The organism is Peribacillus sp. NPDC096622, assembly GCF_044762665.1.
Classification (GTDB): domain Bacteria; phylum Bacillota; class Bacilli; order Bacillales; family DSM-1321; genus Peribacillus; species Peribacillus frigoritolerans_B.
In genome coordinates, this window is record NZ_JBIWES010000002.1 from 382,165 (window position 1) to 409,152 (window position 26,988).

General features: G+C 38.4%; 21 protein-coding genes. 13 read left to right on the top strand and 8 right to left on the bottom strand.

Annotated features, from left to right (window positions below; all coding sequences use genetic code 11):
* Positions 1-153 precede the first annotated feature (153 nt).
* From ACIQYG_RS05210 to ACIQYG_RS05240, 7 genes are all read left to right on the top strand, one after another.
* Positions 154-1,275 (top strand): sensor histidine kinase, encoded by a 1,122-nt coding sequence (locus ACIQYG_RS05210; protein ID WP_402835977.1) that lies wholly within the window; start codon positions 154-156, stop codon positions 1,273-1,275.
* Between the two features lie 11 nt (positions 1,276-1,286).
* Positions 1,287-1,895: a response regulator gene (locus ACIQYG_RS05215; RefSeq protein WP_402835979.1), complete on the top strand. Its 609-nt coding sequence runs from the start codon at positions 1,287-1,289 to the stop codon at positions 1,893-1,895.
* A gap of 104 nt (positions 1,896-1,999) precedes the next feature.
* Positions 2,000-2,521 (top strand): peptide-methionine (S)-S-oxide reductase MsrA, encoded by a 522-nt coding sequence (gene msrA / locus ACIQYG_RS05220; RefSeq protein ID WP_053536794.1) that lies wholly within the window; start codon positions 2,000-2,002, stop codon positions 2,519-2,521.
* Between the two features lie 649 nt (positions 2,522-3,170).
* Positions 3,171-3,866 (top strand): response regulator transcription factor, encoded by a 696-nt coding sequence (locus ACIQYG_RS05225; protein ID WP_402835981.1) that lies wholly within the window; start codon positions 3,171-3,173, stop codon positions 3,864-3,866.
* Complete coding sequence (locus tag ACIQYG_RS05230; protein ID WP_402835983.1) at positions 3,863-5,218, top strand: sensor histidine kinase; 1,356 nt, start codon at positions 3,863-3,865, stop codon at positions 5,216-5,218. The genes ACIQYG_RS05225 and ACIQYG_RS05230 overlap by 4 nt, the downstream gene beginning before the upstream one ends.
* 65 nt (positions 5,219-5,283) lie before the next feature.
* On the top strand, positions 5,284-5,820 hold the full coding sequence (locus ACIQYG_RS05235) for a PepSY domain-containing protein (RefSeq protein WP_402835985.1): 537 nt from the start codon (positions 5,284-5,286) through the stop codon (positions 5,818-5,820).
* A 330-nt stretch (positions 5,821-6,150) separates the two neighbouring features.
* Positions 6,151-6,633: a tetratricopeptide repeat protein gene (locus ACIQYG_RS05240; protein WP_402835987.1), complete on the top strand. Its 483-nt coding sequence runs from the start codon at positions 6,151-6,153 to the stop codon at positions 6,631-6,633.
* A gap of 226 nt (positions 6,634-6,859) precedes the next feature.
* Here ACIQYG_RS05240 and shc read toward each other — a convergent pair whose 3' ends face one another.
* Positions 6,860-8,755 (bottom strand): squalene--hopene cyclase, encoded by a 1,896-nt coding sequence (shc, locus tag ACIQYG_RS05245; RefSeq protein WP_402835989.1) that lies wholly within the window; start codon positions 8,753-8,755, stop codon positions 6,860-6,862.
* A gap of 146 nt (positions 8,756-8,901) precedes the next feature.
* On the opposite strand from shc, the gene ACIQYG_RS05250 reads away from it, so the two are divergent.
* Positions 8,902-9,069 carry a hypothetical protein gene (locus tag ACIQYG_RS05250; protein ID WP_402835991.1) on the top strand — a complete coding sequence of 56 codons (168 nt, stop codon included), beginning with the start codon at positions 8,902-8,904 and terminating at the stop codon, positions 9,067-9,069.
* 607 nt (positions 9,070-9,676) lie between these two features.
* Here the strand turns inward: ACIQYG_RS05250 and ACIQYG_RS05255 are convergent.
* The 7 genes from ACIQYG_RS05255 to ACIQYG_RS05285 form a co-directional block, all read right to left on the bottom strand.
* Positions 9,677-11,188, bottom strand: coding sequence for an AcpB/EbpR/MafR family transcriptional regulator (locus tag ACIQYG_RS05255; RefSeq protein WP_402835993.1), 1,512 nt, complete (start codon positions 11,186-11,188; stop codon positions 9,677-9,679).
* Positions 11,189-11,604: 416 nt separating this feature from the next.
* Positions 11,605-12,288 carry a response regulator gene (locus ACIQYG_RS05260; RefSeq protein WP_402835995.1) on the bottom strand — a complete coding sequence of 228 codons (684 nt, stop codon included), beginning with the start codon at positions 12,286-12,288 and terminating at the stop codon, positions 11,605-11,607.
* Between the two features lie 155 nt (positions 12,289-12,443).
* Positions 12,444-14,768: an L-type lectin-domain containing protein gene (locus ACIQYG_RS05265; RefSeq protein WP_402835997.1), complete on the bottom strand. Its 2,325-nt coding sequence runs from the start codon at positions 14,766-14,768 to the stop codon at positions 12,444-12,446.
* On the bottom strand, positions 14,755-15,780 hold the full coding sequence (locus tag ACIQYG_RS05270) for a WxLIP family cell surface protein (RefSeq protein ID WP_402835999.1): 1,026 nt from the start codon (positions 15,778-15,780) through the stop codon (positions 14,755-14,757). Before ACIQYG_RS05270 ends, ACIQYG_RS05265 begins: the two co-directional genes overlap by 14 nt.
* A gap of 94 nt (positions 15,781-15,874) precedes the next feature.
* A complete protein-coding gene (locus ACIQYG_RS05275; protein ID WP_402836000.1) occupies positions 15,875-16,570 on the bottom strand; it encodes a WxL domain-containing protein in 696 nt (231 codons plus the stop codon).
* 28 nt (positions 16,571-16,598) lie between these two features.
* Complete coding sequence (locus ACIQYG_RS05280; RefSeq protein ID WP_402836002.1) at positions 16,599-17,255, bottom strand: WxL domain-containing protein; 657 nt, start codon at positions 17,253-17,255, stop codon at positions 16,599-16,601.
* Positions 17,256-19,529: 2,274 nt separating this feature from the next.
* The gene (locus tag ACIQYG_RS05285) at positions 19,530-19,871 is read right to left on the bottom strand and encodes a DUF1450 domain-containing protein (protein ID WP_402836004.1); all 342 of its coding nucleotides are present in this window, start codon (positions 19,869-19,871) and stop codon (positions 19,530-19,532) included.
* Between the two features lie 266 nt (positions 19,872-20,137).
* Between ACIQYG_RS05285 and ACIQYG_RS05290 the strand changes: the two genes are divergently transcribed.
* The 5 genes from ACIQYG_RS05290 to ltaS all read left to right on the top strand — a co-directional run bounded on the left by ACIQYG_RS05290 (position 20,138) and on the right by ltaS (position 26,975).
* Positions 20,138-21,088: an ABC transporter permease gene (locus ACIQYG_RS05290; RefSeq protein ID WP_402836006.1), complete on the top strand. Its 951-nt coding sequence runs from the start codon at positions 20,138-20,140 to the stop codon at positions 21,086-21,088.
* A complete protein-coding gene (locus ACIQYG_RS05295; protein WP_402836008.1) occupies positions 21,081-22,028 on the top strand; it encodes an iron chelate uptake ABC transporter family permease subunit in 948 nt (315 codons plus the stop codon). The genes ACIQYG_RS05290 and ACIQYG_RS05295 overlap by 8 nt, the downstream gene beginning before the upstream one ends.
* On the top strand, positions 22,022-22,780 hold the full coding sequence (locus ACIQYG_RS05300) for an iron ABC transporter ATP-binding protein (protein WP_402836009.1): 759 nt from the start codon (positions 22,022-22,024) through the stop codon (positions 22,778-22,780). The genes ACIQYG_RS05295 and ACIQYG_RS05300 overlap by 7 nt, the downstream gene beginning before the upstream one ends.
* Before the next feature lie 209 nt (positions 22,781-22,989).
* Positions 22,990-23,934, top strand: coding sequence for a siderophore ABC transporter substrate-binding protein (locus ACIQYG_RS05305; protein ID WP_483878384.1), 945 nt, complete (start codon positions 22,990-22,992; stop codon positions 23,932-23,934).
* Positions 23,935-25,007: 1,073 nt separating this feature from the next.
* Positions 25,008-26,975: a lipoteichoic acid synthase gene (gene ltaS / locus ACIQYG_RS05310; RefSeq protein WP_402836013.1), complete on the top strand. Its 1,968-nt coding sequence runs from the start codon at positions 25,008-25,010 to the stop codon at positions 26,973-26,975.
* Positions 26,976-26,988 lie beyond the last annotated feature (13 nt).

A 26,988-nucleotide genomic window follows, 5' to 3' on the forward strand; every position in this document is an offset into this window, starting at 1 on the left:
ATCTTATTCCAAGTTCAAAAACAAATAAAAAATGAATGTACAAGTCTTCAAAAAAATAAAAGGTTCACCAAAAAAACAGTCAATTCCCATTGGATGGTTTTTTGATGAAACTCCTTAGTATATACTAGGATAAAAAGAAATAGAGGCGGCGCCATGCAAAGTTGGTATCATATCTTTCCGAAAAACACAGGGCTGAGCCCTTATGTCTGGATCATTTTTTGTATCCTTCCTTTTTATTTCATCTTCAAATCCTCTTCGATGTTGGAGATAGTCTTTGGAATCGTCATGATCATTTTGTTTTTCATATCATATGGTCTCTCATTCGTTTCGAAGGGATGGCCCGTATACGTATGGACGGCGATACAAATAATCATATCCATATCGATGACCATATTTTTCAGCTACATTTACTTTTCACTTTTTTTAGCATTCTTTATTGGGAATGTTCAAAATAAGGTTGGCTTTTTCGTCTTATATTCGATCCAGCTATTGGCTACCATCGTGTCTGTCAATATTGGCTTCATCATGAAAGACCCTACCTTCTTTTCTCAATTTCCCTTTATGCTCATTTGTGTGGTAGGCGTGATCCTTCTTCCATTCAACACGTATAATCGGAACAAACGGGGCATGCTGGAAGAACAATTGGAGGACGCTCATAAAAGAATATCAGAGCTTGGCAAAATGGAAGAACGTCAGCGGATTGCCCGTGACTTACATGATACACTTGGCCAAAAGCTGTCTTTGATTGGCTTGAAAAGTGACCTTACAGGGAAATTGATCGATTTGAATCCGGAGATGGCCAAGAAGGAAATCAAGGATATCCGTCAAACGGCGAGGACGGCACTCAAGGAAGTACGTGAAATGGTGTCGGAAATGCGTGGGGCCAAGCTAAGCGATGAAATCATCCGGGTCAAGCAAATATTGAAAGCGGCAGAGATAGAATTCAAATTGGAAGGCACCACGGAATTGCAAGATACCCCATTGCTTGTTGAAACGGTTTTGAGCATGTGCTTGAAGGAAGCCGTGACCAATATCGTCAAACATAGCGGTGCCGACTGCTGTAATATCGTCATCGAAGAATTACAAACAGGAGTGACCATCACCGTACAGGATAATGGAGTGGGTCTTTCGCATAGATCAGAGTATATTAAAGGCAATGGGCTTCAAGGTATGAAAGAAAGGCTCGAATTCGTTAATGGCAGCCTGGATATTAAATCAACAGATGGAACGACACTTTATATAAGGGTTCCGAATGCTATAAAAAATAATGGATAGGTGGGATTAACTTGATTCGAATCGTAATTGCCGAAGATCAACGGATGCTGCTTGGCGCGCTAGGTTCCATCCTTGATTTGGAAAGTGACATGGAAGTTGTAGGAAAAGCGAGCAATGGGGAAGAAGCAATGAATCTCGTCAATCAATTAAAGCCGGATATCTGCATAACCGATATTGAAATGCCAGTTAAAACCGGGCTCGATGTAGCGGAGGAGATCAAGGATCAGGGCCACCAATGCAAAGTCATCATTTTGACCACCTTTGCACGTCCTGGGTATTTTGAAAGAGCAAGAAAGGCCGAGGTAGGCGGATATCTTCTGAAGGATAGCCCCAGTGAGGAACTGGCGAACTCGATCCGTGTCATCATGGATGGGCGGCGCATTTATGCTCCTGAGCTGGTGGATATGGCTTTCGAAGAAGAAAACCCTTTGACTGAACGAGAGTGCCAAGTGCTCAAATTGATCGCAGATGGTAAGACCACAAAGGAAATCGCAAGCCAGCTTTACCTGTCCAATGGAACGGTCCGTAATTATATATCAGTCATCCTTGATAAATTGGATGTAAGCAACCGCGTTGAAGCGATTGTAAGATTCAAGGAAAAGGGCTGGTCAAAGGATTGATCAAAATGTAAATCCTGGCCGCTTCGCAAATCAAAAAAGCACAGCGTCACGATTGTAATATGGTATATTAATTTTTATTACATAGTAGGAAGGGGATGACCATTATGCAAAAGGCTACATTTGCTGGAGGCTGTTTCTGGTGCATGGTGACACCATTTGAAGAACAACCGGGGATTGGGGGAATCGTATCCGGTTATACGGGAGGACATGTTGAAAACCCGACTTACGAGGAAGTGAAGACGGGAACTACGGGGCATTATGAAGTCGTTGAAATCACTTTCGATCCTCAGTTATTTCCTTATGAAAGATTGCTGGAACTATATTGGCAGCAAATCGATCCAACCGACGATGGCGGTCAATTCCATGACAGAGGAAGCCAATATCGGACGGCCATCTTCTATCATGATGAAGCTCAAGAGAAACTGGCCCTTGAAGCGAAAGAAAAGGTGGCAGCCAGCGGGAAGTTCCAGAAACCGATCGTAACGGAAATCCTTCCGGCCCAAACCTTTTATCCTGCCGAAGAATATCATCAAGGCTATCATAAAAAAAACAAAGATGATTATAAAGCGGACCGTGCGAAATCGGGACGCGATGAATTCATTGGCCAGCATTGGAACGGTGAATGAACTGGATCATTATAAAAAATATTGGACCGGCATGAGTGTCACAAATTTCTTCATCAAATGAGGTTTCATTAAACAATGAAAAACCCAAAGTGTAACCATTTCTTAATCAAAGTTAGGGATGAGCCAGCCTACAGTTTTTTTAAAAAACAATCCAGTTGATTGGAACGGAAGGTATGAGACTCCTGCGGGAAAAGCGTGTCCAAGGGAGACCCAGCAGGCGCAAAGAGCGCCGAGGAGGCTCCCAGACCGCCCGCGGAAAGCGAGTGCCTGGAGAGGAAATCAACGTTCGGGCTGTTATAAAAAAAATCCGCTCCCTTTCCGCCGACTGTCTGCCAAGCCACATTAAAGCAAGCGGCAGTATGGTCCCAGGCAAGCCAGTTATTCGGGGTGAGAACGTTCCAACCCCCATTTTGTCGACAAACTGTGACTATGGAAATATTCCATAGTCTTTTTATTATGGTTAACCATTATTTAGATATAGGGCATCTCTGTATGAGTCCGGCATGAACTTTACACATCCGTTTTTTTTTGACCTTTTAAAAGCACAGAAATTTAATTCATTATTTCTTGGGATTTTTAAACGGAGGGGTCAATTTCTCATGATATTTTCATATTTCTTCAGTACACTAAGGGGTAGGTGGTGATGATCATGAATAAAAGAATTTTAATAATAGAAGATGAAGAAAAAATTGCGAGGGTTCTCCAGCTGGAACTTAATCATGAGGGTTATCAGACTGAATCGGCTTTTACCGGAAAGACAGGTCTGGAAAGGGCAGAAGCCGAAGAGTGGGATTTAATCTTATTGGATGTGATGCTGCCCGAGTTGAATGGCATAGAAGTACTTAGGCGTTATCGGAAAAAGAATGTATCGACACCGGTCATCCTTCTGACCGCTAGGGATGCTGTGCCAGACAAGGTGAATGGCCTGGACCATGGTGCGAACGATTATGTAACGAAACCGTTTGAAATTGAAGAGCTGTTGGCACGGATCCGTGCTTGTTTCCGTACCAATGTACGGGAGAGCCAATCAGAAGGGGAAGTGGATGAACTAAAGATCCATGATCTGAAGTTGAACCTTGGTACTAGGGACATTCAAAGGCAAGGCAAAAGGATTGAGCTGACTTCCCGCGAGTTCGATTTGCTGGTTTATCTTTTGCAAAATAAAAATCAAGTACTATCAAGGGAGCAAATCCTGACACATGTATGGGGTTATGACTTTGCAGGGGATACGAATGTGGTTGATGTGTATATCCGTTATTTGCGCAAAAAGATAGATTATCCCTTTGAGCTGCAGCTCATCCATACTTACCGCGGTGTAGGTTACAGCTTGAAGGAGCCAGCATGAAGATTCGGACGAAAATCCAATCGTATTCCAGTCTTTTTTTAAGCGTCATGCTTATATTGTTGAGTATCATCGTTTTAATCGCCTTCCTTTGGATATCGTTAGAGAGGGAACGGGACCTGCTTGAAGATCAAGCTTCATTAATCGAAGAAAATATCGTGACGAAAGATTTGAATTCCGGTGATTCCGATTTAATGGAGCCGTATATCCCGGACGATGGAATGGTGCGGATATTCGACACTGATGGAAGGCTGGTAAAATCATTTACGGATGAAGAGGACCTTAAGGGGCTTGCGTTTAAAGCCATTAACGAGAAAGGATATGATTTTGCCAAAGCTGACGGTGAATATGTATTGACCTACCGTTATCCTTATCCTGATGAAGGGAAGAAGCTAGGGATGATCGAGGTCACACAGCCTCAGGATACCCTCCTTGATAATTTATCGACGCTTGCCCTCGTTTTGGGCGGTGCATCCCTTTTTGTCATTCTGTTATCCATTCTTGCCGGTAAGTGGCTGGCCAACCTGATCCTCAAACCGATATCGATCATGAGCGGAACGATGAAGGATATTGAGAAAAGCGGGGAATTCAAACGGATACCGCTATCGGATCAATCAAAGGACGAGCTGCAGGTGATGGGAGCGGCATTCAACAGGATGATGGAAAGGCTGGAGCGGAATTATAACCAACAGCAGCAATTCCTTTCAGATGCTTCACATGAATTGAAAACACCGATTACGGTCATCGAAAGCTATTCCTCCCTATTGAAACGCTGGGGAATGAAGGATGAGGCGATTCAGGAAGAGGCAGTGGAGGCAATCCATCATGAAGCCGTCCGGATGAAAAAGCTGACGGAACATCTTTTGCAGTCAGCTTCCCAAATGGAACCTTCAGAAGATGTGGAAGGGAAAATAGAACTCATTTCGTTTTGTGAAGGGATTGCCCAAACATTCAGAAGGACGGGAAATCGTGAAATAACGATAGAATCAGAGTTTAAGGAAATATATGCAATGACCATTTCCAGTAAGCTTGAACAGGTGATCGTCATCCTATTGGACAATGCAATGAAATACAGTGAATCAAGTATACAAATCATGATAAAGCGGCAAGGCGATGAGATTCTCATCGGTGTGAAAGATCATGGCGCAGGGATATCACCAGAACATCTCCCACATGTATTTGACCGTTTTTATCGCGTCGATTCATCGAGGGCTAGGAAAACGGGAGGCAATGGACTCGGGCTATCCATCGCCCGCACGCTTGTCGAGTCATTCAACGGTAAATTGGAGATTCAAAGCGAAGTGGGTGAGGGAACGTTGGTGACTCTTACTCTTTCTCATCAAATTCTAATCTAACGCTCATGTTCATTTCATGAAGGGTGCTTATTATTAAGGTAACAACTTAAAGGAGGAATTCATTCATGAAAAAACAGTGGAGTACGATTAAAGAAGGCATCATTCAAAGGAAAAAGGTAATCATGACAGTATCCATAGCTTCCGTATTGCTTTTCGGCGGTGCTGCTGGAACGGCGGTATATGCAGTCAATAAGGGTAACCTATCCGAAGATGAGGCTGTCAAAATGATTTCAGAAAAACTAGGCGGGGAAGTTACTCAATTTGAAAAGGATTGGGACCAGCCGATGACTTATGAAATGACCGTAAAAACGAAAGAAGGCTATCAAGACGTTGACGTTGATGCTGAAAAAGGAGAGATTCTTTCTCAGGAGATGGAAGACGGTGACGATGAGGATATGAGCACACAACAAGCCGTGGAAACTGCAAAAGTAAGCAGTGATCAAGCTGAAAAAATTGCCTTGAAAGCGGTGGATGGTCAAGTGACGGATGTGGAGCTGGATTCAGAGAATGGCACCCTTGTGTACGAGCTGGAAATAAAACAAGGACAAAAGGAATATGATGTAGTGGTGGATGCCACCACGGGAAAAGTATTGAAAAACTAGTTGGATGATTAATCAATATGTCATATCGATAGTAAACTGTGATATATGAATGATTTTGAACTGAAGTATATGAAAGGATTTGCCAAGTGGCAGATCCTTTTTTAATTCCCAAGACAGTTGGGAAGTGAAGATTCCTCACATTCATCCTTTACAATCATGCATAAACTAATTGAAATTCCACCCATCAAATCACCTCCAGTAACAGCATATTAGTTCCTGCCAGCAGTAGTGTTTGGAGATGTTGCTTAAAGATATAAATGATTAAGAAGGAATTAAAAAGAGGAATAACGAATAGGGGCAATAGGAATCTTATTCAATGGAGGAAATGCAATGGGAAATTTGGAAATGGCACTATCATTAAGGGGAAAGAAAGAATTCGAAAAATCCACTCGATTATTGATGGATCTTGCAAAGCAAAATCCCGGCGATGCAGTCATACAGTATCAGTGTGCCTGGAGTTTGGATATTCTTGGACTTGAGGTAAAGGCGGTGCCCTATTATGAAGCGGCACTCATATTAGGTTTGCCGGAGGAGGATGAAAAAGGGGCCTACCTAGGTTTGGGGAGCACATATCGCACCATAGGGGAATATGAAAAATCAAGAAAGACATTGGAATCTGGGCTGGCGAAGTTTCCTGAGGATAAGGCTTTATTAGTATTCAGGGCCATTGCATTTTATAATTTGGGCCAACATGATCTTGCAATGGAATCTCTATTGAAGATAATTGCCGAAACCTCTAAGGATCGAGAAATACAATCTTATGCTAAGGCCATAGAATTCTATAGTGATAAACTGGATAAAGTTTTCACATAATAGTGATCATCCCCAAACTATCCACAAAGCCTGTATAAAACAAGTCATTCTTACATATCCGAAATGAATTAATCAACCAATATAACGGGGAATTTCTTGTATTTAGCACTTTTACGGATAAATGAATGTGGATAACCTCGGATTGTGGATAACTTTCCGGTGTTATTCACTACTTTTCCACAGGTAATCCACATATTCACCTTTATATGATAAAAAATACTGGAGATTAAGCCTTCAGGAATTTTTTATTGTAATGACTCAATGCTAAAAGGGGATAAATATAGCGATAGCCATGATAATGGATATACAAAAAATCTGCCATTCCCTGGCCTGCAGGATAATCATTGGTCCAGCTTTCTTGTTGACCTGCACGGATGAGATAGGCAATGCCTTTTTCGATTTCGGCTGTCGGCTTTTCGGATGCCGATATCAAAGCATCCACAGCCCAAGCTGTATGTGTCAGTGTACTTTCTCCGAGGGGGATATATCGTTGCTTGATATCACTGTAACAAGATTCACCCCAGCCGCCATCTTCATTTTGAATTTTCTTCAACCAAGTTAAGGCTTTTTGGATGGATGGATGTCCAGTGGCTTGCCCTGCTGCCTTCATGCCGGTCAGTGCAGCCCTTGTGCCATATAGATAACAGATGCCCCAGCGCCCATACCAGGAGCCATCACGCTTCTGGTCTTCCAATAGCCAATTCACCGCTCTTTTACTGACTTCTTCCGGCTTCTTCATATTTGTATAGTTCCCCAGAAATTCCAGCGTTCTTCCTGTCAGATCAGCAGTAGAAGGGTCAGTCAGGAGGTATTTTGAACCCTCTATAGGAAGAAGGTGCAGCCATTTATGGTCGTTATTCCGTTCGAAGGCTGGAAATCCGCCATCATCATTTTGCATGGAAATCGTGAAGGAGACACCGCGTTGCCAGCTGTCCCGATTATCCGGTTTTGCTTGCAATTGCTTAGCCAGCGCCCGCAGTGAGGCGGTCGTATCATCGACATCCGGATTCATGGTATTTAAATCCGAGAACCCCCAGCCGCCAGGAATTGTGTCAGGATTATGGATCAGCCAGTCTCCATACATATAATGCTGACGTGACAGTAAGTACTGATTGGCAGCCTTGACGGTTGGGTCATTGAAAGGGATGCCCGCTTCTTGAAGGGCGTAGCTTATTAATGAGGTATTCCAAACATGGGGCGTCGTGAACTGGATATGTGTGTGTCCCTCAATGGAACAGGCCATCCCCTTCAGACCGGCAATGGCCTTAAGAATCACTGGATCCCTTTTCGAATATCCAATTGAAAGGAGGGCAAAGATCATGAAAAAGGTAGAGCCGAAATAATTGTACAGTGTCCCGTCTGGTTCCAGCCTGTCGAGCATGAACCTTTTCGTTGAATCCAAGGCCAAGGAATGCAAATAATCCGGATAACCAATCAAGGTTTTGACGCCTGTTTGAAGTTTGGAGAAGAAAGAACGATATTCTTCGGTACGGTACTCTTCCCACACTTGCTCTTCGGAACTGTCCTCCCTTGTTTGAAATAAATCTTTTAAACTTGGCGTGTCCGGGGTCTTGATCTGAAACCTTTTATGGCCAAGCAATAGCAATGGAATCATGTTGACCCGCCCGTATACGGAAAGATCATAAATGCTGACGAAAAAGGTCGGGGGCAGTAAGATCACTTCGAGAGGAATGGGGAATAGGCGCGGCCATTGATATTGTCCGGTGACAGTAAGCATCATTTTCGTTAACAGTTTGGCCTGTTTGATGCCACCCTTGGAAAGAATGAATTGTTTGGCTTTCCTCATATGGGGATGATTCTTATTGCGGAGTCCGCTAAAAAGAAGGCCATAATAAGCCTCGATCGTAACCGTAACATTGCCGTCCTTCTCGTCTTGGAAAAGTTTCCATGAACCGTTTTCAGATTGCTTGCTTTCGATTCTTTTTACCAAAGCCTCTATAAGTGGAGTATCTTCCATATCTAAAATTTTCAATAATATGATCATATAGGCATCTGCCGTTATCCCGGTGTCAAAGGGATAATTCCACGAACCATCAGCGGATTGGTCTTGTTTCAAGCGATGAACAAGGCGATTGATTTCCAATTGTACATGTTGGTTCAATGACTTTCCTCCTCTAAAAACACATTTCCGTTTATATGTATATTCAAAACTTGTCGTTGCATTCAAGAAATCATGTCAGGCGCATCGTCCCACATGAAAAGGAGGGGGGGAACTGAAAACGCTTTGGCAATGAAAGCTGGATTTTTGTGGTTGGTTATGCGGAGCTTCTTAATAAGCAAAATAAGAAATGGTTCGCTCAGGCAGCCCGTATTGTCCTTAATAAAATCGTTCCATTTTTTGAGGAAGAGCAGCAAATTGTACCTCCTAAAAGGATGCTGTTTAATCATGAGAGCAGTGTGTACGCTTTGAATTAGATTTTGAGATGCAATTCTAGGGTAGTCATCATAGTTTTATAGACTGGGTTCTTTTAAATGTTATCCTTTTTTAGATTTATAGCCTTTAGGCTATTCTTATCCTTTAGGGTTTTATTGACATGGTAGCACTTCCTTAAAGGTACAGAAAAATGAATTCACCTAAGCCTAGCTCTTGTTGATAATGTACAGTTAAATATAAATTGTGACGTATTTTGTTACTTTTCATCATGATTTCGCATTTTAGATACACTGATACGTATATGCCTTTTAATATAGTATTTCTTTCATATGGAAGGATATTATTGGAGATGAAATGAAAGAGGGGTATCCCCGCTTTTGGGTCAGAAAGGAATGCGCCTTTAAAGGTATCGAACCCAGAATTATTTTGGCAATATTTCGAGAACAAGACATCTCCGAAAGAAGTAGTGAATAAATGGAACAGGCATAGATCACGGCCTAAGTGTCCGGTATCAGTAGGGTTCATTTTGGAAAGTTGTAGGGTTTGATCAAAGAGGGTATGTTTTAAATCACCCAACCCGAACTATGCGAGGAATTCGGGTTGGTATTGCTACCAAATATACTGATCTTCTTCTAGTTCTCATGTTCATTAACAAGGACGATCATTAATACCAAATGGATAGATCATTTCCGGTTCTATACCTAAATTTCCATAAAAATGCTGTTCTATAAAATTTTTAATATTTATTAATTCTGAAGGAGTGGGAAAGCACGATACTTGAATGGTAGGGATATGCTCAATTAGCATATTTGTATTATCACCAACATCGGTAGAAATGAGCAAATCAAACTCCTCATATTTGAAGAGCAAATCAATACTGGATGGATCCAATGTTGAGATAGCCACTTTATTACCGTAGTGATATTTTAAAACTTCCCTAATATAATCTTTTTCGTTATAAGTTCTACACATTAACGCAACCTGTATTTTATGTTGATTCCATTTTCGCAGAACGACAGACTGCAGAAGTGAAAATATCTCTAAAACATCAAGTTTCTTAATCGTTAAAGGCACTGAAGAAAAACTTTCAATTGCCATTTCCTCAATTACCTGGAAAATTGGATTTGTTTCAAAATATGGAAGGAACTGCAACATTGAATTTCCTGAACTTTCCGTTTCAAATTCAGTTTCAACTTGTATCCTTTTGAATGTTTGGGATAAATGAAATAAAAAAATATCATCTTGTGATAGATTAAACCCAACATATTTAGAAAGACATTTTAAAAATATATCCAACGGAAAACCTTTTTTACTCCTCATTCTTTTTTTAATATAATTAATGTATTTTGATCTATTTAATGGTCGTTCCTCACTCATGATATAAATAGCAAAGAAGAGGATTTCTTGCAGTTGAATATCTCTTGATGGGCATTTGGCCATATAGTTTACCAATTCTTTCGAGAGCTCAAAATATTTACTACCCTCGTAATTATTTAAAAGATTTTTAGGAAATGAGATATAATGCCCCATGGAGACACGAAAGTTTGATATAGATAAAATCATTGTTAATCGCTGTAAGGCACCTGTTCTGCAAGACATTGAATATTTTGAAAACAGCTGTAATAAATCTGTTTGAAATTTTATCGTATCGATTGAATCATCTTTAATGGTATTAGTTCCAACTGACATAAAGTCCAAATATTGCATGATAAATCTTCTAATCTTTTTTTCATCCCCCATGACTTTAAAGGGGCTTGCAGTTAATGTAACACCTGCCTCACTAACAACTTCTTGTAATTTTTCAAGGTGACGGTATGCAGTGGAACGACTAATATAAACCGCTTGGGATATCTGGGGAATATCAACACCATCGTTCAAAAGAATTAATTTTAATGTGTTTAAATAGGAATTCTTTTCTCTTATTTGTGTTAATAAACTTTCTAATGTACCATTTTCAGGTTTAATTAGACGAACTCCAAGGTTTTCATTTTTTTTTAATATCCATCCGTCAGGGAAAATAGACTCCAGGATTTCTAAATCACGCCAAATAGTACTTCTTGAATATTCTGTTTTATCGGATAATTCAGCTATGCTAATCCATTTGTTATTATTAAGTAAATGAAAGATCAAGTCTGAATAACGTTTATAAAATCGATTCATATTATCACCTATTTCGTAATCGGATATATTCTATCCTAAACCTAAACCTAAGACTACAAAAGAATTCTCACTTTATTTCCATTCTTAACTTAGAATATTTACATCGATTCTATTATTGAGAGTAACTAAGTCCCGTTTTTTAATAGCACCTTTTCTTTCTTGAGATATTATCCTTAGAATCGGAAATTATTGTCTCGCTTTAAAGTATTTTTCTTTCTCATTAATAACTTTAAGTATGAATAATCCCCAACTTTTAAGAAGATTGTGATTATGACTGAATATGAACCAAAAAGCACTTACATAAAGTAAGTGCATAAAACGGATTTTATCTTTTTTGTGACCTGTTAAAGGATAGGCAGGTGATTGTTACTTTCTTTCAACCATTAACTTTCGTATTTAAAAGTCCTGATCTATTATCAAATTTTGACCCAGTTATTTTTAATCGCATGGATAACTGCTTGAGTGCGGTCATTTACTTTTATTTTTTGGAGTATTCTGCAGACATGATTTCTTACTGTCTTTTCACTGATGAAAAGTATTTCACCGATCTGGGAATTGTTTTTTCCATCTGTAAGCAATTGGAGGACTTCACATTCGCGGCTTGTTAACAGGTGGAGAGGGCGACAAAGCTTTAGAGATTGCTCAAAAGCTTCATCTTCTCTTAAGTGTTTTCCAGCTAATTTTCGATATTCATTTAGTATATTGTTGATTACCTTTGGATGTAAATAAGAACCACCCTCCGCAACAAAATGCACAGCATCAATAAGTTCACTTGCGCTCATCTCTTTAAGCAGATAACCTATTGCACCGCTTTGAAGTGCTTCGGTTACATGATTTTCATCTTCACTTATGGATAAGATCATTACTTTTGCATTGGGGTTATTTTCGATTAGCCTGCGTGTTGCTTCGATTCCATTCATTTGTGGCATACTGATATCGATTATGAAAACGTCTGGCTTATATGCTTTTTCAATAGAAGCTACTTCGTTACCATCTACACCTTCGGCAATAACTTGAAAAGATTTTTCAAGTTCAAGGATTCGTTTAACCCCTTCTCGGAAAAGTTGATGATCGTCTATAATAGCAATTGTGGTAGTCATTTAGTCAGCTTCTCCTAACCCTCTAATTTTCTATATTATTAAATCGTTTATTAAACCTATTCGTAACAATGAAATGAAGCAAGTATTTAAACTCAGGATTTCTACCTGCGAATTGTCCTAAGATAGTAATTGATGAAACCTTTTCATTTATATATTTATGGAGCATCAATTAGATGCCAATTAATTTTCCCGGTATAATCACCTATATAAACAAAAGGATCAATTTTTAACAGTATACCTTTATCTGATTCCCAGTTAATGGACACGTTTTGTTCATCTTGTGTAATCATTTCATAAACATTCGTCTCAACTCCAAGGGCCATTGTTGTTTCAATTCCATCCTCATTAACAAACTTTAATGCATCTCTCAATAAATGCCCTTGACTATCAGAGAATTCACCCGTTAATGTTGCTGTGAGGCGCCATGAACTTCCCACTCTACGGGTATCCTTCACAAGGATGTCCCAATCATTATTTCTTTTTGAATAGGTCGGTTGATTTGGTATTTGCATATTTTCAAAACTAACATTTTCAGTTACACTCATGAAACTTAATTTTCCCGTGACATTGACGGTCACTACTTCAATATTTGACTTTCGACCCGTATCATCTACAACATAGACTGCAACTTGATGCATGCCTAAAGACAATTGATCTGCCGGAATACTGTGTTGATAGTCAATGTCCTCACCTTTGTTAGTTGAATTTGAAACATTAGAAGCAAATTTTACAGGAGTATTACTATCCACTGCATAATATAAATCGACTAGATTACTATCAAGATCGTTCCAACTGCCACTAATTGTATACTCAGTGCCAAAATCAACGGGAAATTCTCGATTAGCATCCGTTAACGAAATGGCTGGGGGACTTTCAACAATGATTTTTATTGTAGCATCTGAATAAGCTCCTCCATTATCTCTTGCTATGACATGAAAGTTATTTTCTCCTAATTTTAACTGATCTGACGTTATAGGATAGCTCCAATCTACCGGTTCAGTAGAACCTCCATTGTCTAGTACTTCGGATTTCAGTAACTCGCCATCTAAGTCATAAGATAAGGTATTTGTGTAATCATCAGAATCCATCCAAGTTCCTTTTACTTGATAATCTTCACCAACAGCTAAATGAATAGGACCTTCTTCATTTATGGTCACTTCAGGTGCATTGTTAGCTTGAATGACATAATCTACTGGCTTCGTATTCGTTATATAGTTACTCCCCTCAAATTTAACTGACTCAGTAACTTGCGTATTTACCTTTACTTGATTAACTTTCGCTTTAAAGGAAATGGTCACATCGTTCCTATTAGTATTCATATTAGGAATACTAGCTGCTAAAGATTGTCCCGTCCAAAAACTATCATCCAATTCTTCTGAGCCGTCTCCTGCTGATATTGTCATTGAGCCAGGAACATAGGAAACATGATCATTTAAAACAGTCTTCACTATAATATTGGTCCAATCTTGTTTGCCGGAAAGATACTTCGCATTTATCGTATAGGTTAATTCCTCACCCTTTTTAGCCAGAGCACCACCGTCAACAACAGTACCATCTTTTCTTGTTATTGTTTCTTTCACTTCTGTGTTTACTAGCCCCGGTACTTCGTCAAATGCAACACGATTATTCTGATATCTAGATCCTGTTGAACCAGTGAAGCCCCAATAGACTTGATCTGCACCAAAGATATTTTGTATATTTATTGGGACAGAAACAGGATCTAAACCTTCTAATTGATACGTAAGTGTTGATGTAGTTGCATTCCAATTAATGGTGAATTTACGCCAGGTATCATTTGATAAATTACCAGGATATTGAACACTACTAGATGGACCATCAATGTTATTGTGTTTCATCGTTCTTCTATACTCAAAAAGTGTGAAGTAATCGATATAAGTTTCAGCTAATCCTGGGTAGCTCCAAGCAACATGGGTCCCTTTGGTTGTATTTGTATCAAAATAACCATCGAATCCATTATTGTTAATATAGGTATCAAACTCAACAGCAAAGCTTTTTTGAATGCCGTCCGTTTTGGATGACCCATGTTTCTGCCCGGCATAAACTCCAAGACCTGAACCACTGTGAGGAGATAAGGCATTTGTGCCTCTTGAGTCATTATGCATAACAAAGGCCATACCATCTGCTGCGTTAGCTCCTTGATTCCCGAAATAGATATACATTGACGCATTAAAATCTTTTGTTAGGTCCATTTTATTAGCTTCAGTCGACCAGATACCACCCTTTTGATTCGGAGAATTAGGGGTTATTTGAACGATATTACCTCCTATAACGGAACTATTTGAACCACCGGTAGTGGGAGGAATGAATATACCAGTCAAATCAATTTTAGATGGTGGATTGTTTTCATTCGCAGCTTTAACATGCACAGGGGCCAACCAGCCGGAACTTGGCAGAATTAACCCCATTACTAACATCAAGGAAAGGGTAGCACGAGGAAATTTCCTGTTATTCTTCTCCATTGTCTTCCCCTCTTTTTTTCTTTTTCAGTAAAATAATGATAATGATGATCAATGCTAAAATAAACACAGCAAGTCCAATGAAAAGGAACGTATAATCTTTTTCAACTTCAACTGCTGCTTTATTTATCGCTTTTGCATCTGCGCCTTTAATTTCAAACATTTTATCAAATTTCCAGGTTTGATTACCGTCTGTAATTGTTAAATATAAATGATATTTACCTGGTTCCAACTTTTGATTATCCCAGGTAATAGGAAAATCAAAATTAGAATTCGGTGCCATGGATAACTTACTTTTCTTCGTTGAGTGGAGCTTCTCTTTTTTTCCTTCCTTCGTAATACGCGCATATACATCCAAGTTATTTATTATGACAGCTTCGGTATTTTGCAAATTCGCAGTAACAACCGTACGATAGTTCATCAACCCTGCTTGAACTTTATTTAACTTTAGTTTCGGCTTAACAACTTCATCCGTTCCCGTTAATTTCACGCCAATTACATATGAAAATTCATTTTTGATTTGAACTTTATTATTTACTTTCTTTTTGTCCTCTTTATTTATTTCGTGAACATAGAATCCACCCAAAATAATTCCATCAAATGACTCTTTGGGCATTTGAATAGTAAAGGGCACTTTTTTTGTTTCGTTTCCTTTTATTACAATTTCTTGCCTTGGAGATATCAGGTCAGAAAAAGCATACTTTAATGAGCTGTCTTTTTTGTGTCCGGATTTGCTATAGTCAATCACTCCATTTTGATTGGTAATAGCTGTATTGGGTTCGATCATTATCTTTTTTTCTTCACTAGAAGTGTTTTTAACGGATAAAGATATCGTTTGTTTTGAACCTGGAGCCATCTTCAAATCAAAATAGGTGAGCTTTTCATTAATTTGGTTTTTGGGAATATTGGCTTTGACTGAATACTCCATAGTACCGGCAAAGGCCACTTCATTATTCGAAACAATTCCTAATCCAATCGATAATATTAAAACCATAATAGATAACATATTTTTCATTTTTTCTATCCCTCACATCTCTAATTACATGATGTCATTTTTCAAAAAAAACTTGGCTAAAATAATTAATTAAGCCAAGTTTTTTAATTTGAATTTATTTCGGTGCGTCAGATAATTCCCATGTCATAGTAGCTGTGTAGTTTTGAGCATCAGCCGATCCCGCCAAAACATTTAATTTTACGTTACTATTATCGCCTTCGGTACCTGAAAAAACATCAAGCCATGTTCCTCGACCCGCATCTACTTCAGCTAACATGAATACTTTTGAATCTGTATTATCAAATACAACATCATTAGCAGTCGGTGGTGTGGAAACATTACTGGTTTGTGATTTTACTTGTCCATTTTTGAATGATAAAATAGCTCCTGTTAAGACTTCTCCAGTATCGCTTTTAAATTCTGAAGCCTTTGCTGTCAAAGACCATCCTTCGCCCGTTCCACGTTTATCTGAAACCTGTACAAAGGGATCTTTATTTTTAGCATTATAAGTCGTGTTTCCACTCATGATCTTTTGTGTTCCAAATTGGATATTTGAGGCATGGTCCAGAGTTAAAGCCCCAGCATTTCCAGTACCGCCATTTCCTGGATCCTCAGGATCAATTGGACTTGGTGGATTAGGATTGTCCGGATTTGTAGGATCTAATGGATTAGTTGGCCCCTCATCTGCAATAAAGCCAATATGATTATTAGAAGTTGCGTTATTTATGACAGCTGCCTCTGCTGAACTTGTTGAAAGAAGTGTTCCGGCCAAAATAATGCCGCCTACTGCTGATAAACTAAATACTTTCATTTTTCTAATCTCCTATTTCGTTTATTTATTATTGTGGAGCGTCCACTAGACTCCAAGTTAAAGTCGATACATAATCTCCTGCTAAGTTTCCTGATGGAACAGAAATTTTAATGCTGCTTGGATCAAGTTTATCTACCCAAGTCCCTAATCCTGTGTTCACATCAGCTTTCATAAGGATTTGGGGATTAGTTGTTCCACTATCCGTACCTAATTGTACTTCCCTTAGTTCAGGTGCAGGAGAAACATTTCCAGGATTTGTCTCGGTAGTCCCGATTGGTAATGTTACAATTGCACCTTTCAAAATTTTAGTGCCATCTGTTTGATCCGTAAATGGTGATGTTGCAACTTGCAAAGCCCAACCTACACCTGTACCACGCTTATCCGTTACTTGTACGTTAGGATCTATGGTTGTAGTTGTATATTCTACGGCACCACTCGCTAATTGGTGGGTATCAAATTCTAAAGGTGAAACATTATCAATCGTTAATGAACCTTCGTTACCTGTTTCACCACCTGGTTCACTTGGGAAAATTGGATCAGTTGGTCCTGTAGTTCCATCTCCTGGTGTTATCGTAATATGACCATGAGAAGTTGCTCCAAGGCCATCTGTACTTCCTGTCACTGCATTGGGATCGATTGCTGCGAATGTAGGTGTCGCGAATAACAGTAATGCTGCTGAGGGCATTAATCCTTTAATTAAAACTTTTTTGAAACTCATTTTGTATTTCCCCTTTTTAATTTTTAATATATGATGCTCATGACCACGCCTTGAATTTGGATGGAAAATCCAGTGCGCCGATTAAACGCTGTTACAAATTCTACTGAGAATTCCTCTTTTTCCCGTTGCTTTTCCCTCCCTGCAGTTATTTATGTTCAATAAAGAAATGAGAGAAATGAGTAGTTTGTAATATAAAAGGTATGTCATGTGTTAATTACATTCTATAAAATAAATCGTTAGACCTAATTTCAAAAATGGGTTGTGAGGGTTCATGTAAGAAACTCAATGCCATAAACATGTAATTGGAATGACTAAAGACTGTTGTAATTTGTCGGATGATGTAAATTTAACGCTAGAAGGATAATTACTTTTGTAAAGAGGGATTAAGAAGCATAATTGATTTATTAAAATGAAACTTAATATGATCAATGAGAAGAATGAAATTATTGTTTCAAAAAAGTTATATTTCAAGAGGAGGAAACACTATTGGAAGTTATGAAAAGGGGTTTTGCATAAAATAATCAAAAAGGCTCATAGTTTCGATAAACGGCATATACTCTATTCTAAATAAACTTATTGGGCTGTTTTTGTAAACGGGAATTTGTTGAAGTTGTTTTTGAGTTTTCTCTATGAAAATGCCATTCGTATTGTGAATACATGTAAATAGCCTCGTTTTTTGAAAAGGGTAATTCGATACCTTATGAGAATGTTGAACAGGGCTATAAAACAAAAGTTTTGAGATCATACTTGTTTGCTTAGGAACAGCCAGAAAGATTTGTAGTAGTTACAGCTGAAGGGGGTGGGGTGAAACACCTTTTTCAATTAGCATAAGAATAATCGGACAAAAGGACATAAGAGGACAATTGATTTAGGACAGTAAACTATCTTTCAAAATATATATATAATATGAAGTTGTAAGCTTCAATAAAGAAATACTGTAGGTATTTTCTTGTTTTATAATAGCAATGTAAGTAGTCTTATTTCCAAATCCCCTGTATCTTATCTATTTTTTTAGAGGTTTTAACTATGTTGGAGTATATTGTATTTTAGTATTAAATCAGAATAGCAGAAACTTAACCAAAACTTCTCTACTGTATATGTAGATATTTTTTTGAGGTCTTGTTAGTGCTATCCCATAAACAGTTGGATTTTTGGATTAGTTCTATTTTACTTCTTCTGCAAATAGATACGTCCCAAGTTTAATTTATTTGGTTTCAAAAAAGATATATTGCCTGGATATCGAAGAGGTATTCATAAAAAGTGATAAATAGAATTGATGCATTACTTAATAACATTTATTAAATAACATTCAATTATTCACAACTAGGTTTATGAGGTCCATCTATTTCATATTTAGATTATTAAAAAGGAGAGTAGGGAAATGATAGAAACTACACTAGCATTAATATGTAATTTATATAAACACTTTAAAATGACAACTTGCCATTCATTTAGGATGGGGAATGATTTATGAGGTTTCGGACGTTATTTGGGAATTGAAAATCATCAAGAATTTCTTTTTATTTTAGGAGCTCTTCATGATATTGGTAAATTAGAAATTCCTCAACAATTATTAAAATAAAAAGGCTGTTTTCACATACTTTGTTGCTATTTACCAAGTAGTGCGGTGTGGTTGATTTCCCCTCCAGATGCTCGCTTTCCGCGGGGCGGGCGGTGAGCCTCCTCGGCGTAAACGCCTGTGGGGTCTCACCTGTCCCGCTGCTCCCGCAGGAGTCTCACACTTCCGCTCCAATCAACCTTAAATAGTTTCGTTTTAAAAACAACAATCTTTAGGAAAAGAGCCAATAAAAAAGAAAGACTAATCTCTGAAGATTAGCTTTGGGGTGTTTGTAATCGCGTAAAGAAAAGAATAAGAATACTTAAACACGCTGAAATGCGTGTTTTTTCTGTAAATAAGCAATATTGAAAAGTGAAATTACCAAAGTGACAATTAAATAATGTTATTTATTGCATTGAATCGCCAAGCAATCCAATGTTAGTGTTTCGACTGATACGATGGCAGGAATGATTTTTTTCATGGACGTCCTCTTGTCTATCTTTTTCATGAATTCTCATATTTTAAGCCATTTATACAGTGAAAACGTATGAAATATTGAAAAACAGGAAGTAACGACTAGCTCAATCCGCAATTCCTTTTAATAGATGTTCATGACCTGTATTCTTTATAATTACAGGTGGAAAGTCAAAATGATACGGATCAAGCAATTTGCTTGGCCCGTATCATTTCAATTCATCATGTAACTTATTTAAAAGATCCTGTGAATCTTCGCCACTCATCATCTGGCCGTTCACTCTCGCATAGGGGGTTTTCTTACAAAGCGTACACTCACTCAAACATTCATATTCCTTATATTGAATCCTTGGATTCGCTAAGAACTTACCATAATCGGCAACTGTTTGTTCATTAAGGAAGCGGTCAAGATTATTTTGGCAAAATTCAATCTGGATTTTCGCCTTTTTTGAGAACACTTTGGATAACAAATTTTTCATCATATCGCTTCTTTCATTGGAAGAGTAAATATTTGTTATTTTGATTTTAACACTTCCTGTAACGAAATGCATGATTGGTTCATCCAAATTCATTACAATTTGACTATCGGGAGAATATCAAAGCATTTCCCTTGTATATATTGACACATGTCCAAGAAATGATAGAATAAGAATGGATGATAATGAATCTCATTATCATAAATGGAAGAACCTTGTAACTATTGCAAACTCATGAGTCCCATTTCAATAGGTGACTTTGCGATAGTCTTTATTAAAATATACTTAATTAAAAATATTTTCGCTGTATTAAAGTGAGATAGGAAGAGTAGGAAATGTAGATGAAGATAAGATATTTAGTCATGGCGTTGATTGTTTTATCATTTACGTCATTATTCATTGGTGTAAAAGATATTACCCCCCTGGATTTAATGAATCTAAGTGATGATAAAGTGCAAATCATGCTGCAAAGCCGTTTCCCCAGAATGGTGACCATAGTCATTGCCGGTATTGTGATGAGTATAAGCGGGCTGATCATGCAGCAATTGAGCCGCAATAAATTTGTATCCCCGACGACTGCCGGTACCATGGACTCTGCAAGGCTGGGACTTCTTCTTGCCATTATCATTTTTCCATCGGCAGCACTTATTGAGAAAATGGCATTCGCTTTCATATTCGCTTTGGCAGGTACGTTCTTGTTCATGAAAATTCTTGATCAAGTGAAATATAAGGATACGATTTTCATTCCATTGGTTGGTTTGATGTTTGGTAATATCGTAGGATCCATCTCGACTTTCTTTGCCTATAAATATGATTTGATTCAAAGCCTCAACACATGGATGAATGGTGATTTCTCGATGATCATGTCGGGAAGGTACGAACTTATATATGTAAGTATCCCTCTGGTCATTCTCGCATACTTCTTTGCCAATAAATTCACTGTGGCAGGGATGGGTGAGGAGTTTGCTATCAATCTAGGACTCAATTATAAGCTTATAGTCAATTTTGGATTGATCATCGTGGCATTATCCTCCACTGTCGTTTTGTTAACGGTGGGAACGATTCCTTTCATAGGATTGATCGTACCAAATATTGTATCCCTTTACCTTGGTGACAATTTGAAAAAGAGTCTTTCTCATACAGCATTGCTAGGGGCAGTATTCCTATTGATCTGCGATATTCTGGGCAGGATCCTCATATATCCATTTGAAATCCCGATTGGACTGGTGGTTGGTGTGATAGGAAGCGCCGTATTTATCTATTTGATAATGAGGAGAAAGGCATATGAATAATAAAAGTAGGATCATTATATTGGCTGTTGTTGCAGCAGCTTTAACGGCAGGTTATATCTTTTGGGACCTTGGCCCGAATTGGGATTATGCACTGCCGAGAAGGGTTATAAAAATCATCGCCATCATCGTGGTTGGTTGTGCAATAGCTTTTTCAACAGTGATTTTCCAGACGGTCACGAATAATAAAATCCTGACACCAAGCATTTTAGGGTTGGACTCCATGTATATGCTGATCCAAACGGGAGTGATCTTCATCTTCGGTTCAACGCATATCATGATCATGAATAAAAATCTCAATTTCCTGATTACACTTGCGGCCATGCTTATTTTTGCAAGCCTGCTGTTCAAGTTCATGTTCAAGAAAAACCGCAATATTTACTTCCTATTGCTGATCGGTATCATCTTCGGAACCTTATTCGGCAGCATGTCTTCATTCATGCAGGTATTGATTGACCCGAATGAATTTCAAATCATTCAAAATAAAATGTTCGCCAGCTTCAATAATGTCAATACAGACCTGTTAACGTTAGCTATTATCCTCATGATAGCAGCAATGATATATTTCATGAGATTTTTGAAGTATTTGGATGTCATGTCCCTTGGGAGGGACCAAGCCATAAACTTGGGTGTGGATTATGATTTTGTCACGAAGCGGGTTTTAATCGTCGTGACGGTTTTAATCTCCATTTCGACTGCCCTGATCGGTCCGATCACGTTCCTCGGATTGCTTGTTGCAAATGTGGCTTATCAATTCATTAAGTCCTATCAGCATAAACATATCATCCCGGGTGCAATGCTGATCAGTGTGATTGCCTTGGTCGGCGGCCAATTCATTGTAGAGAGGATCTTTACGTTCTCCACGACCTTAAGTGTCATCATCAACTTTGTCGGCGGTGTCTATTTCATCTATCTTCTATTAAAGGAGAATAAATCATGGTAGAAGTGAAAAATTTATTCAAAAAATATAATAATAAAACGGTTGTCGAGGATGTTTCCATTGAAATAGTGAAAGGGAAAATCACATCCTTCATCGGTCCCAATGGAGCGGGAAAAAGTACCGTCCTTTCGATGATCAGCCGTCTCATTACCCGGGATTCAGGAGAAGTCCTGATCGAGGGTAAGGATATGGGGAAATTCAATAGCAATGAACTTGCGAAAAAGATTGCCATCTTAAAGCAGGCTAACCACATCAATATCCGTTTAACGATTCGTGAACTCGTCGCCTTTGGCCGTTTTCCTTATTCACAAGGAAAGCTGACTAAAGAGGATTGGAAATACGTCGATGAAGCGATTGAATATATGGAACTTGCTGACATGCAAGATAAGTTTCTTGACCAGCTTAGCGGCGGCCAGCAACAGCGGGCCTTCATTGCCATGGTTATTGCCCAGAACACGGAGTATGTACTTCTTGATGAACCCCTGAACAATCTTGATATGAAGCATTCCGTCCAAATCATGAAGGTATTGAGGAGATTGGCTGATGAATTGGGGAAAACGGTCATTATCGTCATTCATGACATTAATTTTGCTTCCTGTTATTCCGACTATATTGTCGCATTGAAGGATGGCAGGGTTGTTCATAATGGACCTACCGAACAAGTCATCAATTCCAATGTATTAAAGGAAATTTATGATATGGATATTGAAATCCAAAGTATCAATGACAATAAGATCTGTGTGTACTTCACATAAGACAATTCCATTTGGTTTTAAATTACTTCAGTATTCGTAACCGTCCAGGAATCACCTACTACGCTCTTAGGCAGTTAAGAGTTGGCGGGCGCCCAAGACTTTAGCCGCCTCCTGTTCATCTGGCAGGGAAAGTGTTGAGATGACACTCTGTGATGGTGAGGATTCAATATGTAATTTTAAATAAAAAATTTTTCGAGGTGACCATAATGATTAAGAAATTATCCTTACTGCTTTTGGTTGCAATGCTGGCTGTAGTGGCTGTAGCTTGTGGATCAGATAAGGAAAAAGAAGAATCAAGCGCGAAAAAAGAAAGTGCTAAAAGCGAAGAAATTACGGTTAAGCACCAACTAGGCGAAACGAAAGTGAAAACAAACCCTGAAAAAGTCGTTGTATTCGATATGGGTACTCTTGATACTCTTGATAAATTGGGTGTCGAAGTAGCAGCTGTTCCACATGATGGTCTTCCAGAATACCTTTCTAAATATGAAGGTACAACTGAAAATGCCGGTGGATTAAAAGAGCCTGACTTCGAAAAAATCAACGAAATTGCTCCTGACTTAATCCTTATTTCTGGCCGTCAATCTGAGGCATATAAAGAATTAAGCAAAATTGCCCCTACTGTTTTTGTGGGTGTAGATACAACAAAGTATATGGAATCCTTTGAAGAAAACGTAACACTTTTGGGTAAAATCTTCGATAAAAAAGACGAAGCAGCTAAAGAATTGGCAAGTGTAGAAGAAAACATTAATGCTTTGAAAGAAAAAGCCCCAACTGATAAAACTGGTTTAATCGTTCTTGCCAGCGGCGGAAAAGTAAGTGCTTACGGACCGGATTCAAGATTTGGAATCATCCATGATGTATTCGGAGTACCTGCAGTAGATGATAAATTGGAAGTATCGACACATGGTCAAAGTATTTCTTTCGAATACATTGCTGAAAAAAATCCTGACTACCTATTCGTTGTAGATAGAGATGCGGTTGCTGGTGATGGAGCTGCAGCGAAAGAAACGATTGAAAATGACATTGTAAAAAATACAAAGGCATTTAAAGAAGGTAACATCATTTATCTAGACCCTAACTACTGGTACTTATCAGGCGGCGGTTTAGAGTCTGTTGACGCTATGGTTAAAGAAGTATCAGAAGGAATTAAGTAATATAAATATGATTAATGAAAATCCTGTCCTCGATCGAGTGGCAGGATTTTTTTATTTTTATAATAAAGCTGGATGAAACAAATATACTAACAAAGGGGACGGAAGAACTCCTGCAAAACACAGGTAAGCTTATAATAAGGCGCCCACAATCCAATTAAGGGAATGGGGAAAGGACAAGGTCTATATTCCACCTGTTGCCGCTGCTATGGCTTATATAGGCTGCAATCGTAGAAATATGGCCCTTCAGCCAAAATGAAAAAATTCAGTTTCTTCCTATTATAAAGTCTTTTTCATCCTTTCCGGTTCCAGGAGGGATTTTGAAATCGTAATTTATGTTAATTTTGGTAAATTGAATCTTTTATGGATGATAAAAATAATATGATCTTCACTTCAAATTGTAGGGAAGAATTCGGTTTCATTAATTTTCAGGAAAAATTATTTGAAAAAAGCTGATCAAAAAAGCCGGAGGGGAATGATGTCGATACTACGCGTAATCCATTTGTTATTTTATGGAATTCAAGTGCGACAGGACGTAATAATGAACGGGTAAAACTTTTACTGGTACGGGGTTTCGAAGTCGGTTGAGAAAAGCATCCATGTAACCGGCAATCCATTTTCAACTGTCGAATTATCGGGAAAAAATCCTGGATATATCCATAGCTTTCAATAATTGAAGATTTATATTTTTACATATTTTGTAATGCACTGGTTTTTTTATAAAGAGTCGTTTATAATGGTAAAAGCCTGAAGGACGTGAAAATATTTAGTGACTGTCATCTGCAGTCACACCCAAAAATTACGGTAATATTTATTGGAATAAGACATGGAGTTCCTATATATTTGTTATAGGTGCGCTAAACATTCGAGACGGGCGAAACTCTGTTATTTTTTCGAAGGCTTGTTCATAGGCTAAAGAAGTGTTCTGGATAGGTTATGGATGTGACAAAAGGTGGTTTTTCACAATCTTGACTATCCAAGTGAAAGAATGCTATTATAAGGTTTCCGATTTTCCGTCTTTTGTAAGTTTGTAAAAATTTATATAAATAAACCACTAGATTAATAGAGGTGAAAGCATGAATAATTTTCTTAAAAAAAGCCGGCATTTATTTGCAGATAACATACTAGGCTTTTTCTTTATTGCGGTAGTCTTGTTTTGGATAAAAACTTATATTGGATATCGAATTGAATTTAACTTAGGTCTTGAAAATGGCCTGCAACAGTTCTTACTGTTCATAAATCCGATTAGTTCAGCCATTTTATTCTTTGCCTTGGCACTATTGGCTAGAGGCAAAAAATCGTTTAAATGGATCATCAGGTTGAACCTATTGATGTCCTTATGGTTATTCTTCAATATTGTATACTACCGGTCATTTACCGATTTCATTACATTGCCAACCTTGACGCAAGTGCAAAATGCCGGGGATTTGGGACCGAGTATTTTAGAATTATTTAAAGGCCATGATGTATTTTATTTCCTTGATACGGTTCTTTTGATCGTGTTGTACAGATTCAAAGACTTTAAAGTGGAAGACTTCAAAGTCAAACGCCGTACAGTTGGAATGGTCTACCTAGCGGGACTAGCAATTTTCGCCATCAATTTGGGACTTGCTGAAAAGGATCGCCCGCAATTATTATCAAGAACATTCGACCGGAACTATATCGTCAAATACTTGGGAATGTTCAACTATACGGTTTATGATGCCGTTCAGAATACTAAAACATACGCTCAGCGTGCGACTGCAAACAGCACGGATATCGCCGAAGTCGTCAACTATACGAAGGCAACAAGCGCTGAACCGAATCCTAAGTATTTTGGTGCAGCCAAAGGCAAGAATGTCATTTACCTGCATTTGGAATCGATGCAGAATTTCCTTATCGATTATAAGTTGAATGGGGAAGAAGTAACTCCATTTTTGAACTCACTTGCAGCAGATAAGTCAGATTTCATGCACTTTGATAATTTCTTCCATCAAGTAGGCCAAGGTAAAACAGCGGATGCCGAATTCATGCTTGAAAATTCCCTGTTCGGTTTACCACAGGGGGCAGCATTCACAAACCGTTCCCAAAATACGTATCAAGCAGCACCAGCTATTTTAGGACAACAAGGATACACATCTGCTGTGTTCCATGGTAATTACAAATCTTTCTGGAACCGGGATAATATGTATAAGTCTCTTGGTTTTAATCAGTTCTTCGATGCAAACCATTATAATATGGAAAATAAAGAGGAAGTACTAAGTTATGGATTGATGGATAAGCCTTTCTTTAAGGAATCGATTCCGATGTTAGAAACGCTTAAACAGCCTTTCTATACCAAATTCATAACGGTATCCCATCATTTCCCATATTCAATGGACCAGGAAAAAGCAACAATCGGTAAGCATACGACAGGCGATGCTTCCGTTGATAGTTACTTCCAAACTGCACGCTATGCCGATGAGGCGCTTAAAGAGTTTTTCGATTATCTGAAGGAATCCGGTCTATATGATAACTCGGTAATCGTTATGTATGGTGATCACTATGGTATTTCCGAAAACCATAAAGAAGCCATGTCAAAAGTTCTTGGCAAGGATGTTGGCGCATTTGAGAATGCCCAATTGCAACGTGTACCATTATTGATTCATGTTCCAGGTGTTGAAGGCGGGGAAATGCACCAATACGGAGGACAGATTGACCTTCTCCCGACTTTATTGCATCTGTTAGGAATTGAATCTAAAGATTATGTACAATTCGGTTCCGATTTATTGTCAAAAGATCATAGTGAAGTGGTACCTTTCAGGAATGGTGATTTTGTAACACCGGATGTCACTTCCATTAAAGGGAAATACTACGATACTAAAACAGGAGAATTGGTCGAGGAAAATGATGACATCCTCAATTATAAAACGAGAGCTGAAACGATGCTCAATTTATCCGACCAAGTAGTGAACGGCGACTTACTCCGTTTCTATACTCCAAATGGCTTTAAACCGATTGATCCTTCTGATTATGATTACACATATGATGAAGAAGGTTCTGAGGAAGATAAGACCGATAAATAAGGCTAATGAAAGA

Bases quoted from the DNA above. Each gene is read 5' to 3' on its own strand.
- ACIQYG_RS05210 (WP_402835977.1), top strand. From the start codon at position 154: ATGCAAAGTTGGTATCATATCTTTCCGAAAAACACAGGGCTGAGCCCT.
- msrA (WP_053536794.1), top strand. From the start codon at position 2,000: ATGCAAAAGGCTACATTTGCTGGAGGCTGTTTCTGGTGCATGGTGACA.
- ACIQYG_RS05225 (WP_402835981.1), top strand. From the start codon at position 3,171: ATGAATAAAAGAATTTTAATAATAGAAGATGAAGAAAAAATTGCGAGG.
- ACIQYG_RS05230 (WP_402835983.1), top strand. From the start codon at position 3,863: ATGAAGATTCGGACGAAAATCCAATCGTATTCCAGTCTTTTTTTAAGC.
- ACIQYG_RS05235 (WP_402835985.1), top strand. From the start codon at position 5,284: ATGAAAAAACAGTGGAGTACGATTAAAGAAGGCATCATTCAAAGGAAA.
- ACIQYG_RS05240 (WP_402835987.1), top strand. From the start codon at position 6,151: ATGGGAAATTTGGAAATGGCACTATCATTAAGGGGAAAGAAAGAATTC.
- ACIQYG_RS05255 (WP_402835993.1), bottom strand. From the start codon at position 11,188: ATGAATCGATTTTATAAACGTTATTCAGACTTGATCTTTCATTTACTT.
- ACIQYG_RS05260 (WP_402835995.1), bottom strand. From the start codon at position 12,288: ATGACTACCACAATTGCTATTATAGACGATCATCAACTTTTCCGAGAA.
- ACIQYG_RS05265 (WP_402835997.1), bottom strand. From the start codon at position 14,768: ATGGAGAAGAATAACAGGAAATTTCCTCGTGCTACCCTTTCCTTGATG.
- ACIQYG_RS05270 (WP_402835999.1), bottom strand. From the start codon at position 15,780: ATGAAAAATATGTTATCTATTATGGTTTTAATATTATCGATTGGATTA.
- ACIQYG_RS05275 (WP_402836000.1), bottom strand. From the start codon at position 16,570: ATGAAAGTATTTAGTTTATCAGCAGTAGGCGGCATTATTTTGGCCGGA.
- ACIQYG_RS05280 (WP_402836002.1), bottom strand. From the start codon at position 17,255: ATGCCCTCAGCAGCATTACTGTTATTCGCGACACCTACATTCGCAGCA.
- ACIQYG_RS05285 (WP_402836004.1), bottom strand. From the start codon at position 19,871: ATGCATTTCGTTACAGGAAGTGTTAAAATCAAAATAACAAATATTTAC.
- ACIQYG_RS05290 (WP_402836006.1), top strand. From the start codon at position 20,138: ATGAAGATAAGATATTTAGTCATGGCGTTGATTGTTTTATCATTTACG.
- ACIQYG_RS05295 (WP_402836008.1), top strand. From the start codon at position 21,081: ATGAATAATAAAAGTAGGATCATTATATTGGCTGTTGTTGCAGCAGCT.
- ACIQYG_RS05300 (WP_402836009.1), top strand. From the start codon at position 22,022: ATGGTAGAAGTGAAAAATTTATTCAAAAAATATAATAATAAAACGGTT.
- ltaS (WP_402836013.1), top strand. From the start codon at position 25,008: ATGAATAATTTTCTTAAAAAAAGCCGGCATTTATTTGCAGATAACATA.